16 protein-coding genes and 1 tRNA gene are annotated in these 16,735 nt (G+C 30.2%); 10 read left to right on the forward strand and 7 right to left on the reverse strand.

Annotated elements, in window-relative coordinates; genetic code table 11:
• Window positions 1-51 precede the first annotated feature (51 nt).
• From ftsH to AMN81_RS04755, 5 genes are read left to right on the forward strand one after another with little or no spacing between them, the layout of a single operon-like run.
• Window positions 52-1,962, forward strand: a complete 1,911-nt coding sequence (gene ftsH / locus AMN81_RS04735) for an ATP-dependent zinc metalloprotease FtsH (protein ID WP_072090927.1) — start codon at window positions 52-54, stop codon at window positions 1,960-1,962.
• A 6-nt stretch (window positions 1,963-1,968) separates the two neighbouring features.
• Entirely contained in the window at window positions 1,969-3,021 is a 1,053-nt protein-coding gene (gene folP, locus AMN81_RS04740; protein WP_072090928.1) for a dihydropteroate synthase, read from the forward strand.
• Window positions 3,021-4,352, forward strand: coding sequence for a phosphoglucosamine mutase (glmM, locus tag AMN81_RS04745; RefSeq protein WP_072090929.1), 1,332 nt, complete (start codon window positions 3,021-3,023; stop codon window positions 4,350-4,352). Before folP ends, glmM begins: the two co-directional genes overlap by 1 nt.
• 1 nt (window position 4,353) lies before the next feature.
• Window positions 4,354-5,166, forward strand: coding sequence for a bifunctional hydroxymethylpyrimidine kinase/phosphomethylpyrimidine kinase (gene thiD, locus AMN81_RS04750; protein WP_072090930.1), 813 nt, complete (start codon window positions 4,354-4,356; stop codon window positions 5,164-5,166).
• A complete protein-coding gene (locus tag AMN81_RS04755; protein ID WP_072090931.1) occupies window positions 5,166-6,458 on the forward strand; it encodes an adenylosuccinate synthase in 1,293 nt (430 codons plus the stop codon). The genes thiD and AMN81_RS04755 overlap by 1 nt, the downstream gene beginning before the upstream one ends.
• Here the strand turns inward: AMN81_RS04755 and rpoH are convergent.
• Together rpoH and AMN81_RS04765 are read right to left on the reverse strand one after the other, a co-directional pair.
• Window positions 6,455-7,336, reverse strand: coding sequence for an RNA polymerase sigma factor RpoH (gene rpoH / locus AMN81_RS04760; RefSeq protein WP_080675012.1), 882 nt, complete (start codon window positions 7,334-7,336; stop codon window positions 6,455-6,457). The two genes, AMN81_RS04755 and rpoH, sit on opposite strands and share 4 nt — an antisense overlap.
• 53 nt (window positions 7,337-7,389) lie before the next feature.
• Window positions 7,390-8,370 (reverse strand): RluA family pseudouridine synthase, encoded by a 981-nt coding sequence (locus tag AMN81_RS04765; RefSeq protein WP_072090932.1) that lies wholly within the window; start codon window positions 8,368-8,370, stop codon window positions 7,390-7,392.
• Between the two features lie 23 nt (window positions 8,371-8,393).
• On the opposite strand from AMN81_RS04765, the gene AMN81_RS04770 reads away from it, so the two are divergent.
• Window positions 8,394-8,470 (forward strand) — tRNA-Arg (locus AMN81_RS04770).
• Window positions 8,471-8,472: 2 nt separating this feature from the next.
• Here the strand turns inward: AMN81_RS04770 and AMN81_RS04775 are convergent.
• From AMN81_RS04775 to AMN81_RS04785, 3 genes are read right to left on the reverse strand one after another with little or no spacing between them, the layout of a single operon-like run.
• Window positions 8,473-9,264, reverse strand: coding sequence for an ABC transporter permease (locus AMN81_RS04775; protein WP_072090933.1), 792 nt, complete (start codon window positions 9,262-9,264; stop codon window positions 8,473-8,475).
• A gap of 1 nt (window position 9,265) precedes the next feature.
• A complete protein-coding gene (locus AMN81_RS04780; protein WP_072090934.1) occupies window positions 9,266-9,988 on the reverse strand; it encodes an ABC transporter ATP-binding protein in 723 nt (240 codons plus the stop codon).
• Window positions 9,988-10,920, reverse strand: coding sequence for an L-threonylcarbamoyladenylate synthase (locus AMN81_RS04785; protein ID WP_072090935.1), 933 nt, complete (start codon window positions 10,918-10,920; stop codon window positions 9,988-9,990). The genes AMN81_RS04780 and AMN81_RS04785 overlap by 1 nt, the downstream gene beginning before the upstream one ends.
• Window positions 10,921-10,940: 20 nt before the next feature.
• Between AMN81_RS04785 and AMN81_RS04790 the strand changes: the two genes are divergently transcribed.
• Genes AMN81_RS04790 through dxs form a run of 3 tightly spaced genes read left to right on the forward strand, consistent with a single transcriptional unit; the run spans window position 10,941 to window position 13,958 of the window.
• On the forward strand, window positions 10,941-11,189 hold the full coding sequence (locus AMN81_RS04790) for an exonuclease VII small subunit (RefSeq protein ID WP_072090936.1): 249 nt from the start codon (window positions 10,941-10,943) through the stop codon (window positions 11,187-11,189).
• The gene (locus AMN81_RS04795) at window positions 11,173-12,045 is read left to right on the forward strand and encodes a polyprenyl synthetase family protein (RefSeq protein WP_072090937.1); all 873 of its coding nucleotides are present in this window, start codon (window positions 11,173-11,175) and stop codon (window positions 12,043-12,045) included. Before AMN81_RS04790 ends, AMN81_RS04795 begins: the two co-directional genes overlap by 17 nt.
• Window positions 12,042-13,958, forward strand: coding sequence for a 1-deoxy-D-xylulose-5-phosphate synthase (gene dxs, locus AMN81_RS04800; RefSeq protein WP_072090938.1), 1,917 nt, complete (start codon window positions 12,042-12,044; stop codon window positions 13,956-13,958). Before AMN81_RS04795 ends, dxs begins: the two co-directional genes overlap by 4 nt.
• Window positions 13,959-13,964: 6 nt before the next feature.
• On the opposite strand, the gene aroC is transcribed toward dxs, so the two are convergent.
• Entirely contained in the window at window positions 13,965-15,047 is a 1,083-nt protein-coding gene (gene aroC, locus AMN81_RS04805; protein ID WP_072090939.1) for a chorismate synthase, read from the reverse strand.
• A 33-nt stretch (window positions 15,048-15,080) separates the two neighbouring features.
• Between aroC and pdxH the strand changes: the two genes are divergently transcribed.
• The gene (gene pdxH / locus AMN81_RS04810) at window positions 15,081-15,707 is read left to right on the forward strand and encodes a pyridoxamine 5'-phosphate oxidase (RefSeq protein ID WP_072090940.1); all 627 of its coding nucleotides are present in this window, start codon (window positions 15,081-15,083) and stop codon (window positions 15,705-15,707) included.
• On the opposite strand, the gene AMN81_RS04815 is transcribed toward pdxH, so the two are convergent.
• Window positions 15,704-16,717 (reverse strand): polyprenyl synthetase family protein, encoded by a 1,014-nt coding sequence (locus tag AMN81_RS04815; RefSeq protein WP_072090941.1) that lies wholly within the window; start codon window positions 16,715-16,717, stop codon window positions 15,704-15,706. The two genes, pdxH and AMN81_RS04815, sit on opposite strands and share 4 nt — an antisense overlap.
• Between the last annotated feature and the right edge of the window lie 18 nt (window positions 16,718-16,735).

Here is a 16,735-nt window from a genome sequence, read left to right on the forward strand (position 1 = left end):
AACTGATATTTTGTCACTTGTTAATTTAATAATAATTCTTATTTTAAACTTATGAATTTAAAAAATCTAGCAATGTGGGGAATTATAGTTTTTTTAACTATAGGTCTTTATAACATGTTTAAAAATCCTCAGTCTAATATCAGAGGTGGAAATCAAATAATATTTTCAGATTTTTTAAATTCAGTTGAAAACGGTGAGGTTCTAAAAGTTGAGATCCAAGGAAATAACATTAAAGGTGTTTATTCAAATGGAAATTCCTTTTCAACCTATGCTCCTAATGATCCAAATCTAATAGAAAAATTATCTGAGAAAGGTGTAAGTATTTCAGCAGCACCTCTAGAGGAAAAAATGCCTTCATTGTTTGGTGTGCTCTTATCATGGTTTCCTATGTTACTGCTTATTGCAGTATGGATTTTCTTTATGAGACAAATGCAAGGTGGAAAAGGTGGAGCGATGGGTTTTGGGAAATCAAAAGCAAAAATGATGAACGAACTTAAAGGTAAAGTTACGTTCAACGATGTTGCTGGTGTAGAAGAGGCTAAAGAGGAAGTAGAAGAAATAGTAGAATTTTTAAAAGATCCAAAAAAATTTAGTAGGTTAGGTGGAAAAATTCCAAGAGGTGCTTTGCTTGTTGGTCCTCCAGGAACTGGTAAGACTTTATTGGCTAGAGCAATTGCAGGTGAAGCGGGCGTTCCGTTCTTCACAATTTCAGGTTCTGATTTCGTAGAGATGTTCGTTGGAGTAGGGGCATCTAGAGTTAGAGATATGTTTGAACAGGGTAAAAAAAATTCACCATGTATAATTTTTATTGATGAAATTGATGCTGTTGGAAGAAGTAGAGGAGCTGGTTTAGGTGGTGGAAATGATGAAAGAGAACAAACATTAAATCAGTTATTAGTTGAAATGGATGGTTTTGACACTAACGAAGGTGTTATTATTATTGCTGCAACAAACAGACCAGATGTGCTTGATCCAGCCCTATTAAGACCAGGCAGATTTGACAGACAAGTAATTGTTCCTAGGCCCGATATTATAGGTAGAGAAAAAATACTTAAGGTTCATGCAAAAAAAATTAAAATTGCACCTGATGTTAATCTTAGAAATATAGCTAGAGGTACACCTGGTTTTTCAGGAGCAGATTTAGCAAATATAATTAATGAATCAGCTTTATTAGCTTCAAGAAAAAATAAAAGAATTGTTACGATGATTGATATTGAAGAAGCTAGAGATAAAGTAATGATGGGGGCCGAAAGAAGATCAAAAGTAATTAGTGAAGATGATAAGCGTTTAACAGCTTATCATGAAGCTGGACATGCAATTGTAGGAATGAATGTTAAAATAAAGAATATTAAAATGCATAAAGCTACAATTATTCCAAGAGGTATGGCAGGCGGTATGGTAATGTGGTTACCTGAAGTTGATGAAGATTATCAAACAAAAGATCAGTTTAAAGGTATGATTGCTATGGCTTTAGGAGGAAGAATAGCAGAGGAAAAAATTTTTGGAAAAGATTTTATTACAACAGGCGCTGGTGGTGGTGGTAGCTCAGATATTGGTAAAGTAACACAAATTGCTAAAGATATGGTAACAAAATATGGGATGTCAGATGAATTAGGACCAATTTCATTTGGAGATAATGAGGATGAGGTATTTTTAGGAAGATCAATAACAAAGACACAAAATATGTCAGAAGAAACTATTCAGAAAATCGATAATGAAATTAATAAAATTGTGAGAGAAGGATACGATAGAGCAGAAAAAATAATAGATGATAAGATAGATGACTTACATAAACTTGCAAAAGCTCTTATTACTTATGAAACTTTAACTTTTGAAGAAATAACAAATATTTTGGATAAAAATATTTATCCAACTGAAAAGTTTGATGTAAAAGATAATGCTAAAGATGACCAAGGCTCTTCTCTTGATGCAATGGGTTTAAAACCAAAATTAGTTCATTAGTAAATAATGCAAAGATATTACACAAGAGCGTGTAATTTCTATTTTGGCAATCAATCAAAATATTTAGTAAATAAAAAAAAATCAATTCCATTACATGAAATTAAAGAAATATCTTTTTCTCATATTGAGATAATCACAAGAAAATCAAAAAAAACAATTTCTATAAATCAAATCAAGCACTTACCAAAAAACTTAAAAAAAAAAATAAATGCAGATATCAATAAAATTAAATCAAAAAAAATAAATTTTTCTAATTTTAATTTTAAAAAAATTCCAAATATTTTAGGAGTATTAAATCTTACACCCGACAGTTTTTCGGATGGAGGTAAATTTAATAAAAAAAATAAGGGTATCACTCATGCTATTAGTTTATACAAAAGTGGTGCATCTATAGTAGATGTTGGTGGAGAATCTACAAGACCAGGATCGAAGCCTGTAAATGAAAAGGAAGAATGGAATAGAATTAATAACATATTAAAATTAATTGTTAAAAAAATACCAATATCTTTAGACACAAGAAAGTCTAGGATTATGGAAAAAGGTATCAGGATGGGAGTTAAACTGATTAATGATATTTCAGGGTTAAGTTATGATCCCAAAACGATAAATATTTTAAAAAAGTATAAAATTCCATTTGTAATACAGCATTCAGTTGGGACACCAGAAAATATGCAAAAGAAGGCGAAATATAAAAATGAATTATTAGATATATATGATTATTTTGAAGATAAGATTAAGTTAATAAGGTCCAAGGGTATTAAACACAATAATATAATTTTAGATCCTGGAATTGGATTTGGAAAAAATTTGAAACATAATATGAATCTTATAAGAGGTGTTTCTATTTTTCATTCATTAGGTTTTCCTATACTAGTGGGTAATTCAAGAAAAAGATTTATTAAAGATATATCAAAAAAAAATGATAGCAAAACAAGGATCGGTGGAACTATGGCCTCTTCAATATATCTTTTAATGCAAGGAATTCAGATTTTAAGAATTCATGATGTCAATGAAGTTAAGCAAGGAATCAAAGTTTTTAATGAAATAGTCAAAAATTAATGACAAAAAAATATTTTGGAACCGATGGAATAAGAGGAGCAGTCAATAGTAAATATATTAATGGAGATATGTTCTTTAAATTTGGACTTGCTAGTGGAACATACTTTAAATCTCAAAAAAAAAGAAAACAAACGGCAATAATTGCAAAAGATACTAGATTGTCAGGATATACACTTGAGCCAGCTCTTGTCTCAGGTTTGGCTTCAGCTGGTATGCATGTTTATACTCTAGGACCCTTACCAACTAATGGGTTGGCTATGCTAACAAAAGAAATGAAGGCTAATATGGGTATAATGATTACTGCCTCTCACAATCCACATTTTGACAATGGTTTAAAATTGTTTGGTCCTGATGGAATGAAATTATCAGATAAAATAGAAAAAAAAATTGAGGGACTTATAGATAAGAAAATCTCAAAAAACCTTTCGCATTCTGAAAAATTAGGGAGAGTTAAAAGATTAGAAACAGGTACTAAAAAATATATTAAAATATTAAAAAAAAATTTCACTAAAGAGTTCAACTTAAGAGGACTAAGAATAGTAATTGATTGTGCAAATGGCGCTGGTTATAAGGCAGGTCCTGAATTATTAAAATCATTAGGAGCTAAAGTCATAGCAATAGGAATTAAACCAAATGGTTTAAACATTAATAAAAAATGTGGATCAACTTTTCCAAGAAAAATTAGATCTGCTGTAAAAAAATATAAAGCACATATAGGAATATCTTTAGATGGGGATGCTGATAGAATTATAATGTGTGATGAAAAAAGCAATATAATAGATGGAGATCAAATTATAGCTGCTTTAGCAACAAGATGGAAAAACAAAAAAATGTTAAAAGGGGGAGTTGTTGGAACATTAATGTCAAATTATGGGTTAGAAAAATATTTTAAATCAAAAAGAATAAAATTTTTAAGGGCAAATGTTGGAGATAGATATGTTAAAGAAAAAATGCAGAAATATAATTTTAATTTAGGTGGTGAACAATCAGGACATATTATTTTAGGTAAATTTGCAACCACAGGAGATGGTTTGCTAGTAGCTTTAGAAGCTCTTTTTGCTTTAAGAAAAGGAAAAAAGGCAAGTGAATTTTTTGATCAATTTAAGAAAACACCTCAGCTTTTAGAAAATATCGAGGTTAAAGATAAAAATATAATTAATAAACCAGAGATAAAAAAAATCATAAAAAATGCAGATAAATTAATCAAAGGTAATGGAAGAATTTTAGTAAGAAAATCAGGAACAGAATCTAAAATAAGAGTAATGGGAGAAAGTGAAAATAAAGCTCTTTTATATAAATGCGTGAACATGATTACGAAAAAAATTAAATAAATTGAAACCTAATTCTAAAATTTTAATTATTGCAGGATCTGATTCATCTGGTGGAGCAGGTATTCAAGCTGATATAAAAACTATTACTGCTCTAGGTTCTTATGCAATGACAGCAATAACAGCAGTTACTTCTCAAAATACCACTGGTGTAAAATCAATTGTTGGAATTAATCCAAAAGAAATTTTTAATCAAATTATTTATAGTTGCAAAGATATAAGACCTGATGCAGTAAAAATTGGTATGCTACATTCTTCAGAGGTTATTAGAATGGTACTGAAAGCTCTGGATGTAATTAAAGTTAAAAAAATCGTATTAGATCCAGTTATGGTTGCTAAAGGAGGGGCCAAACTTATAGATACTAAAGCTATTCAATTATTAAAATTAAAATTAATTAAAAAAGTATCACTTATTACCCCCAATATCCCAGAGGCAGAAATTTTGACTAAAACAACAATTATAACAAAAGAGGATATGATTTTTGCTGCTAATAAACTTATGGGATTAGGAGCCAAAAATGTACTTATAAAAGGTGGTCATTTAAAACATAAAAATGTAATAGATATTTTAATTAACAAAAAAGACATAAAGATCTTCAAAAGCGAGCGTTACAAATCAAAGAATACCCATGGTACAGGTTGTACATTATCTAGCTCAGTTACAACTTTTTTATCATGTGGAAAAACAGTAAAGAAATCTTGTGAGCTAGGAATTAAGTATGTAAATTCTGCAATTAAATCAAACCCGAAATATGGAAAAGGTCATGGCCCAATTAACCATCTCACTTCCTTAAAAGTAAACAGAAAATTTAAATAATGAAAAATATAGTCGTTGTTGGATCTCAATGGGGTGACGAAGGTAAAGGAAAAATTGTTGATTGGTTATCTGAACAGGCTGATGTGGTAATAAGGTTTCAAGGAGGTCATAATGCTGGCCATACTTTAGTGATTGATGGTGTTACATACAAATTGAGATTACTGCCATCTGGAATAGTTAGAAAAGGTAAAATATCAATTATTGGCAACGGAGTTGTTGTAGATCCTTGGGCTCTATTAGAGGAAATAGAAGAAATAAAATCTAAAGGCGTAGATGTAAATGTACATAATTTTATTATCTCAGAGTCTGCAAATTTAATTTTGCCTTTTCATAGAGAAATGGATGAGATTAGAGAGGATGCGGCAGGAAAAAGCAAAATAGGAACCACAAGACGTGGAATTGGACCAGCATATGAAGATAAAGTTGGAAGAAGATCTATAAGAGTTATGGATCTAAGATCTGAAAAAAATTTAGATCAAAGACTCGACTCTGTACTAGTTCATCATAATGCAATTAGAAAAGGCCTAGGAAAAAAAATTTTTGAAAAAGATCAGCTTAAATCTGATTTGCTTAAAATAGCACCCAAAATATTAGAATTTTCTCAGCCAGTTTGGCTAAAGATTGATCAATTTAAAAAACAAAAAAAGAGAATTTTATTCGAAGGAGCCCAAGGTATTTTACTTGATGTAGATCATGGAACTTATCCTTTTGTAACTTCATCTAATACTGTTGCCTCAAGCGCAGCGACAGGAACTGGTTGTGGCCCTAATTCTATAAATTATGTTCTTGGAATTACAAAAGCTTATACAACAAGAGTTGGGGAAGGTCCTTTTCCTACAGAGTTAACAGATGATGTTGGTGAACTTTTAGGAACACGTGGAAAAGAATTTGGAACTGTTACAAGTAGAAAAAGAAGATGCGGATGGTTTGATGGTGTTTTGGTAAGGCAAACTATTAAAGTTTCAGGGATTGATGGTATTGCTTTAACGAAATTAGATGTACTCGATGAGTTAGATGAAATTAAAATGTGTGTTGCTTATGAGCTTGATGGTAAAAGATTAGATTATTTACCTGCTGCTGTAGAAGATCAAATAAAAATAAAACCAATTTATGAAACTTTTCCAGGTTGGAAAGCTTCTACAAGTGGAGTTAAAAATCTAGACTCATTACCCGAAAATGCAAAAAAATATATTTTTGCAGTAGAGGATTTTATTGGTGCAAAAGTATCAAGTATCTCAACTAGTCCAGAAAGAGATGATACTATTTTAATTGAAAACCCTTTTGAAGTTTAGTTTGCAGGTAAAAGATTTTTTGATTTAGCTAATAGAAGCATGTGCTTTTGAAGTTTTTCAAATGCTTTATTTTCTATTTGTCTAACTCTTTCTCTGCTAATTTTATATTTTTTACTTAAATCTTCTAGTGTAGTTGGGTCATCATTTAGTCTTCTAGAGTATAAAATTTCTCTTTCTCTATCGTTAAGAACTTTAATAGAGTCTTTTAATAAATCTTTTCTTTGTTCCATTTCCTCGTGGTGAGCAAATTTTAAGTCATGATCAAGTTCTTTATCAACCAACCAGTCTTGCCATTCATCGCCATCTTCTCCAACTTGAGCATTTAGTGAGAACTCCTTTCCAGAAAGTCTTCTATTCATTGAAACAACTTCTTCTTTACTTACATCGAGCTTATTAGCTATATGATCAACGTGTTCATCTCTTAAGTCACCTTCAGTTTCTGGAGAAATTTGATTTTTAATTTTCTTTAGATTAAAAAATAATTTTTTTTGAGCAGTAGTAGTTCCAATTTTGACAAGACTCCAAGATCTTAAAATATATTCTTGAATAGAAGCCTTTATCCACCACATTGCATAAGTTGCCAATCTAAAACCTTTTTCTGGTTCAAATTTCTTAACAGCTTGCATAAGACCTACATTTCCCTCTGAAATCATTTCATTAATAGGCAAACCATATCCTTTGTAGCCCATAGCAATCTTTGCAACTAATCTTAAATGACTAGTAACTAGTTTTTCTGCAGCTTTAATATTACCAGTCGTTTTCCAATTTTTTGCTAGCATATATTCCTCTTCTGCAGCTAACATCGGAAATTTTTTAATTTGTTCTAAATATGCAGAAAGCCCACCTTCATTAGAAAGGGTTGGCAGATTATTGCTCATTGTTGTGCTCATAGCAGTGTTTATTTAATTAATTATACCTAATTTTCAATAATTTATTCTTTAGTGTTTCTAAGCATTTTTAGAATATTATTTAGATCTTGTGGCAAAAGTGAGGAAAAAATCATCTCTTTCTTAGTGCGCGGATGAATAAATCCTAAAGTTTTTGCATGCAGGAATTGTCTATTTAATTTAGTAATTGAATTTTGGATATCAAAATCAATATTTTTTAATTTTTTATATTTTTTTTTATATTTGTCATCTCCAACTAGACTATTACCTTTAAAGTTCATATGAACTCTTATCTGATGTGTTCTCCCTGTTTCTAATCTACATTCAACTAAACTTAATGTTGGTGTTTTTTGATTTTCAAAAATTTCAAGTGTTTTATAATTTGTTATAGCTTTCTTACCTTTAGAACTACTAACTTCCATTAGTTGTCTATTTTTTGAACTACGAGTTATAAATGTTTCAATCCTTCCTGAGGAGGGTCTTAATTTTCCCCATATTAAAAGTTGGTACTCTCTTATAATTGTATGATCACTAAATTGTTTTGATAAATTTTCATGAGTTTCATTGTTTTTTGCAATTACAACTAAACCAGATGTGTTTTTATCAATTCTATGAACAATACCAGGTCTTAACTCGTCACCTATATTGGATAAAGAGTCCTTATCATAATGCATCAGTGCATTAACAATTGTTTTATCATAATTTCCAGCTCCTGGATGCATGATTATTCCGGCAGGTTTATTAATTACTAATAGATCATCATCTTCGTATATTATTTCTAATTTAAATTCGTAAGGTTTAAGGGATGCTATTTCAGGCTCTGGAATCTTAAGATTTATAGTATCACCAATTGAAACTTTTTTTGACGGACTTTTAATTATTTCATTATTTAGTGTTAACTTTTCTTTTAAAATTAAATTTTTAATTCTAGTTCTACTAATTAATTCCTCTCTTTTGTTAATTAAAATATCAACCCTTAAATTCTTCTCATCTTCTTTGACTATAAAATTAATGTTTTTTTCCATAAAATATAATATTAATACTATATGCGCTTGTAGCTCAACTGGATAGAGCGCCTGACTTCGGATCAGGAGGTTCTGGGTTCGACTCCTAGCAGGCGCACCAGTTTATTCACCTATATTTATTAAAGTTCCTTTATCTCTTGCTTTGTCAAAGGAGTAATAAAATACTAATATTGACAAAATTAAATAAAACCCATTCAGATAGATTGCATTAATAATATTTTCATAATTTACCATTCCATTGACCAAGATATTTCTGGTCTCCTCAAAAATATAAACCAAAGGAAGTGCGAAAGCGATTGATTGGAAGATTCCGGGTAGTGTTTCAACTGGATAGTAAATACAGCCAAAAGGTGCTAATAAAAACATAGTAGACCACGCAATATTCTCAAAAGATGGTCCAAATCTTAACAATCCTGCTGAAACAAACAGACCAAGTGTTATTCCGAATAAGTACAGACTTAAGAAAAGAAATGCCAAAGGAAGACCAAGTTTTAGCAAAGATATACCAAACAATGGAGAAGTTAATAGTATAGCTGGGATTAAACCAATTAATGCTCTTATTAAAGCAGTAAAAACTAGAGAGACAATTATTTCACTAATTTTCATCGGTGCAATAAATAAGTTTGTAAAATTTCTGCTCCAAATTTCCTCCAAAAATAACATATTAAAGCCAATACTGGTTCTAAATAAAAAATCATAAAGAATCGCACATGAAAGAATAACTCCTACTGCACCACTGTAATAAGAGCTATGAGCTGCAAAAAAATTAGAAATAAATCCCCAAAGAGTAATTTGGATTGAAGGCCAATAAATTAAATCTAATATTCTTGGAAATGATCTAGTTATTAAATAAAAGTGTCTTAAAAAAAGACCATATATTCTAATTAAATTCATTTTATTTTCTCGCAATTTCTAAAAATACTTCCTCTAAGTTTCTTCTTCCATATTTTGTTATTAACTCTTCAGGAGTTCCTCTATCCACTATTAAACCATCTTTCATCATCAAAACAGAACTACATAATCTTTTTACTTCTTCCATATTGTGGGAGGCAAGCAAAACTGATATTTTTTTCTTCTTTTTGTAATCTTCTAAAAACGATCTTACAAAATCACCAGTTTCAGGGTCTAGTGAAGCAGTGGGTTCATCCAACAAAAGTACTGTTGGATCATTTATTAAAGCTTTAGCAAGACTTACCCTGTTTTTTTGTCCAGAAGAAAGCTCTCCAGTAATTTTGTTTAAAAGGTCTTTTAATCTAAGTTTATTTGCAAGGTGATCTATTCGGTCATTTAAATTTTGAATGTTATATAATTTTCCATAAACAATTAAATTTTGTTTAACTTTAAGTTTTTTAGGTAATTCAATATATGGTGAAATAAAATTCATTTTATGAAGAAGAGAGATTTTATTTTTTTCAATATTCTCTCCGTTGATTAAAACCTCACCACTACTTGGTTTTAATAACCCTAAAATCATTCCAATAGTTGTAGTTTTTCCACATCCATTAGGTCCTAATAAACCAACCATTTCATTTTCATTAATTTTAAAATTTATATTAGCCACCGCTTCTTTATCTTTATATTTTTTTGATAGATTGATTACTTCAATAGAATTTGTCATTAATATTTGGAGGCTCTCTTTAATCTATCATTAATTGTTTTGCCAAGACCTTTGTTTGGAATCGTCTCAACTGCAATCTTTTTAAAACCATCGTTTTTAATTTTTCTTAAAGTTGAATATAAATTCTTTGCAGCTTCATCTATATTTTTCACTTTGGATAAATAATAATAGTTTTTTAATTTTGATTTTCTTTTTTTTAATAATAAATAAGCCTCATCTTTTTTTGGTTTTTTAACATTGACTCTTAAAGGTATCCCAGGTGAGTAATGTAACGGAAATAAACCAGGTGATAATTTTTTTTTTGAATTTGTATTAATTAATAATTTTTTTTTTAAAACATTTTCTATTTTTTTAGTATCTAGGCCTCCATATCTTAAAAGTGAGGGCTTTTCTAAAAGATTTAGTATTGTGGACTCAACCCCAATTTTACTTTTTCCTCCATTTAAAATATATTTTATTTTTGAACCAAATTCTTCTTTTACATCAGATGGTTTAACTGAACTTAATCTTGAGGATATATTTGCACTAGGTGCCGCTACTGGATAATCTAAATTTTTTAATAAACTTCTTAATAATTTATGTTTAGGGAATCGTACGGCAATACTTTTTTTATTATTAGTGACAAATTTTGATATTTTTGATTTATTTTTTAATTTCAGAACATAAGTTATCGGACCTGGAGAAAATTTTTTGTAAAGTTTTACTAAATTATCATTTATATCACAGTCTTCTTTAAGTCTTTGAATATCGTAATAATGGACAATTAGAGGATTGTTTAATGGTCTTTTTTTAAGACTAAATATTTTCTTAACTGCATTATTCGAGTAAGCGTTTGCAGCCAATCCATAAACAGTTTCTGTTGGTACCGCAACACAATGATTATTATCTAAATATTTTTTTGCTTTTTTGATATTTGATTGAATAAATTTCATGTATTAATAATTATTATTATATGAAAGATAAAATATTACCACTTGATTATGATCAGTACTCAGTTGAAGAACTTACAGAAAAAGCAAATAAGATTATAGAGTCTCTAGAGAAGGAAAATGATTTAAACAATTCAGTTGACAGCTATCAAGAACTTCTAAAATTAAATAACATTATTGAAAAGAAATTTCATAAAAATTTTAAATCTATTGGGGAAGAGACAAATAAAAAGATAAAAGAGATAACTAAAAAAAATGAAAAAACAGCTTAATAAAATAGCTAAGGATACAAATATATTCCTTAAAAAATATATTAATTCACAGAAATATTCTCAGCTAATGCCACCCATGAAGTATGGTTTGTTTCCAGGTGGAAAAAAAATAAGATCTAAAATCTTAATCGACTTAGGGTCATTATTTTCAATAGATTATAAAACATTGATAATAGTTGGGTCGGCCGTTGAATGTATTCATGCTTATTCTCTTATTCATGATGATCTACCCTGCATGGATGATGATGATATAAGAAGAGGAAAACCTTCGGCTCACATTAAATTTGGTGAGTCTACCGCAGTTCTAGCAGGAAATTCGTTACTGACTTTAGCTTTTGAAATTTTATCAAGTCCTAAATTGAAATTAAATGAAAAGATAAAGATCAACCTAATCAAAAAATTATCAGAATGTTCAGGACATTTAGGAATAGCTGGTGGGCAATATTTAGATTTAAGTTATGAGAGAAAGAAAATATCAAGGAACAAAATATTAGAAATGGAAATAAAAAAAACTGGAATGTTATTTAGTTTTTGTTGTGCAGCTCCAGCAATAATTAAGAAAAAAACAATCCAAGAAATTAAATTTTTTGAAAATATTGGATCGAAAATTGGTCTTTTATTCCAAATAGCTGATGATTTAATTGATCTGAAAAGTAATTCTAAGGAAGCCGGGAAAAAAACAGGAAAAGATCAAAAAAAAGGCAAGGCAACACTTATAAATTTAATAGGCTATGATGACTCACTTAAGTATTGTGATAAGATAATAAAAGATATTATTAAGGATTTAAGAAAATATGGTTCAAGATCTGAAAAAATAAATGAAACATTAGGCTATATATTGAATAGAAAAAAATGAAAAAAAATTATCAATTTTTAAATAATATCAACTTTCCATCTGATTTAAGAAAAGTTTCTGAAAATAATTTACAAAAAGTAGCAGATGAGGTTAGGGAGGAAATGATAAGTGCTGTTTCAGAAACAGGAGGTCACCTTGGTGCTGGTTTGGGAGTGGTTGAATTGACAGTTGCACTTCATTATGTTTTTGATACCCCAAATGATAAATTAATATGGGATGTTGGCCATCAATCTTACCCACATAAAATTTTAACTGGAAGAAAAGATAAAATTAGAACTTTACGACAGGGCGATGGTTTATCAGGCTTTACAAAAAGATCTGAAAGTGAGTATGACCCATTTGGAGCAGCACATAGTTCAACATCTATTTCATCTGCATTAGGAATTGCAGAGGCAAATAAATTAGAAAATAAGTCTTCCAATGTAATAGCTGTAATAGGTGATGGAGCAATTAGCGCAGGTATGGCTTATGAAGCCATGAATAATGCTGGGGCATCTAAAACAAAAATAATTGTTATTTTAAATGATAACGACATGTCAATTGCAAAACCAGTTGGAGCAATGAGAACTTACTTGGCAAAATTATTTACGGGTAAAATATATTTTAGTCTTAGAGAAACCTTAAAATTAATTACATCTGCATTTTCAAAAAGATTTAGTGCTAAAGCAGGAAAGGCAGAGGATTTTTTCCGTTCAGCAGTTACTGGAGGTACATTGTTTAGTTCACTTGGTTTTTATTATGCAGGTCCTATAGATGGTCATGATTTATCAAGCCTAGTTCCAATTTTAAAAAATGCAAAAGAATCAAAACATGAGGGCCCTATAATGATTCATATCAAAACTCAAAAAGGAAAAGGTTATTCTTATGCAGAAAAAGCAAATGATCATTATCATGGAGTATCAAAATTTAATGTTGAGACTGGCGAACAAGTAAAGAGCAAATCAAACCTTCCAGCTTATACAAAAGTATTTGCAAACACGTTAGTTAAACATGCTAAAAAAGATAGCAAAATAGTAGGAATAACAGCAGCGATGCCTGGAGGGACTGGCATGGATATTTTTGGCAAAGAGTTTCCAAATAGAATGTTTGATGTTGGAATAGCGGAACAACATGCTGTAACTTTTGCGGCTGGTCTCGCAACCGAGGGATACAAACCATATGCTGCAATTTATTCTACATTTTTACAGAGAGCATATGATCAAGTTGTCCACGATGTTGCCATCCAAAGTTTACCAGTTAGATTTGCGATAGATAGAGCAGGATTAGTTGGTGCTGATGGGTCAACACATGCTGGTTCATTTGATATAACTTACTTATCAACTTTACCAAACTTTGTAGTAATGGCAGCAAGTGATGAAGCTGAACTAGTTAAAATGATTAATACTTCAGTTGATATAAATGACAGACCTTCTGCAATTAGATATCCAAGAGGAACTGGAGTGGGTGCTGATCTCCCATCAATAGACGAAAAAATTGAAATTGGTAAAGGAAGAGTCGTTCAACAAGGGACACAAGTTTGTATTTTAAACCTCGGTACTCGACTTGAGGAGTGCAAGTTAGCTGTAGAGGAATTAAAAGCAAAAGGGGTTTCAACAACTTTGATAGATGCCAGATTTGTAAAGCCTTTAGACGAAGAACTTATACTAAAATCTGCTAAGGAACATGAGCTTATGATAACTATTGAAGAGGGATCAATAGGTGGTTTCGGCTCTCATGTTAAAAATTTATTAGCTGAAAGAGGAGTATTTGATAAAGGATTAAAATTTAGATCACTGACTTTACCAGATGAATTCATTGAACAAGATGATCCAAAAAAAATGTACGATAAAGCTGGATTAAACAGTTCTCAAATTTTTAAGAAAATTGCTGATATTTTGTTTCAAAAGGGAACAATAAGAGTTGTGAAAAATTAATTTAAACTAACTACATTGGGCTTTATTCATTAAGTAGTGGTCAAGTAAAACACAGTTCATCATAGCTTCACCAATTGGTACAGCTCTAATTCCTACACAAGGATCATGTCTACCTTTAACAGATATTGAAGTATTTTTCCCAAATTTATTTATAGTTTTTCTACTAGTTAAAATTGACGATGTTGGTTTGACAGCGAAAGATGCAATAATTTCTTGGCCCGTAGAAATTCCACCAAGAATTCCACCCGCTTTATTTGAATTGAATTTTAATTTATTTCCTTTTGAAGAAATTTCATCTGAATTTTGCTCTCCACTTAATTGTGCTGAGTTCATTCCTGCTCCAATATTTACACCTTTAACTGCATTAATACTCATTAGACCTGAAGCTATGTCAGTATCCAATTTTGAATAAATTGGAGCACCTAAACCAACTGGGATACCTCTCGCTCTTATTTCAATCACTGCTCCACATGAGGATCCTGATTTTCTTACACCAAGCAAATATTTTTCCCATAATTTAATCATTGATTTATCTGGACAAAAAAATGGATTTTTTGAAATTACTTTATCGTTCCATTGATTTGTATCACATCCAAGAATTCCTAGCTGAGTTACCGCACCAATTACTTTAAATTTTTTACCTAATTTTTTTTGAAGTACAACTTTTGCTATTGCACCGGCCGCAACTCTTGCTGCAGTTTCTCTAGCAGATGATCTGCCACCACCTCTATAGTCTCTAATTCCATATTTTTTAAAATAAGTAAAATCTGCATGACCTGGTCTGAACTTATCTTTAATATTACTATAATCTTTGGATCTCATATCTTTGTTGTAGATTATGAGAGAAATAGGTGTTCCTGTAGTTTTACCCTCAAATACTCCTGACAATATTTGAACTTTGTCATCCTCTTTTCTCTGAGTTGTAAATTTAGATTGTCCTGGTTTTCTTTTGTTTAATTCTGTTTGAATATCTTGCTCTTTAAGATTTATGTTTGGAGGACAACCATCAACAATACAACCAATTGCAGGTCCATGAGATTCTCCCCAAGTTGTGAAACGAAATAGCTTTCCAAAAGTATTAAATGACATTATTTATATTATATAGATTATTTTGTTTAAATTATGAATCAAAAAAATTCTTTAGGTCTTAATAGTTGCTTTCTTGATATAGATGATCCAATTCATTTATTTCATGAATGGATGGAGGAAGCAAAGAAAACTGAGCCAAATGATCCAAACGCTGTTGCTTTGGCCACATCAGATAAAAACAACATTCCTTCAGTTAGAATGGTTTTACTTAAAAATTTCAACAAAGACGGATTTGTATTTTATACAAATTTAAATAGTCAAAAGGGAAATGAATTAAAAGAAAATTCGTATGCTGCAATGTGTTTCCATTGGAAAAGTCTCCTAAGACAAATAAGAATTAATGGAAAGGTTTCATTAGTTTCTGATCACGTTGCAGATGAATATTATTCATCTAGAGCGTATGAAAGTCGGATAGGAGCATGGGCTTCTAAGCAAAGTGAAGAATTAAATTCGCGAGAACAATTGTTAAAATCTATACAAGATTACAAAAAAAAATATAGCAACAAATCAGATGTACCAAGACCAAGTCACTGGTCTGGATGGATTTTATCTCCAGATAGTATTGAATTTTGGCTAGATGGTGAGAACAGAATTCACGAGAGATTAAAATATAATAAAGATAACTCTGGGAAGTGGATAAAGTCTTTATTAAGTCCTTAAAAATTTCTTGATAAACTAAATGATGTTAATCTTTTAAGAATATTTTTTTCTTCAGAGTCTTTAAATACGCTTAGAGAATTTGAAGCTAAATTTATATAGTGTTGTGCTTTTTGATAGCATTCCTGGATTATTTTATACTTATTTATAAGAGCAATAATTTCATTAAAGTCATCTTTAGTTCTTAACTTTTTATTAAAAATGTTTGATAAAATTTTCTTTTCATCATTTCCTAATTTTTGAAAAAGTAAAATTATTGGTAAGGTAATTTTTCCTTCAAAAAAATCTTGACCAATTTTTTTACCAAATAGTTTGAGCTCAGCATTATAGTCTAGTGTGTCGTCTGCTATTTGAAAAGTTAATCCCAAGTTTCTTCCATAAAATTCTAAAGCATCTTTTTCTTTATTTTCTGCATCAGATAAAATTGCACCAACTTTAGTTGCTGCTGCAAATAACTCAGCAGTTTTAGCTGAGATTATTTTTAAATATGTTTCTTCCAGCATATCAACTTCACCTTTGTGTTGAAGTTGTAGAACTTCTCCTTGAGCAATTTTAGATGAAGTGGACGATAATAATTTTAAAACTTCTAGATTTCCGTCTTCTACCATCATTTCAAAACATCTACTCAATAGATAGTCTCCTATTAAAACTGACGAATGATTATCCCAAACTTTGTTTAAAGTTTCTTTACCTCTTCTAACGGCACCTTCATCAATTACATCATCATGCATCAACGTTGCGCTGTGAATTAATTCAACACACGCAGCTAAATTTATATCTCTAGAGCCTTTAGAGTAACCGCACAATTTTGCACTACCCAATGTTAGTAAAGCTCTTAGTCTTTTTCCTCCAGTTTCTATATGATAATCTGTCATTTTTTGAACCAGCTGTACGTCACTAGATAATTTAGATTTTATTTTTTCTTCGGTTAAAACTAGTTTTTCTTCAACCGAGTCTTTAAGCTGAAAATATGAATCATTTATCTGATTTTTAAGCTGTACAACTGTTCCCATAAGATTTTTAAATTAGTA

The sequence above is a fragment of the Candidatus Pelagibacter communis genome (assembly GCF_001179845.1).
Taxonomy (GTDB): domain Bacteria; phylum Pseudomonadota; class Alphaproteobacteria; order Pelagibacterales; family Pelagibacteraceae; genus Pelagibacter; species Pelagibacter ubique_Q.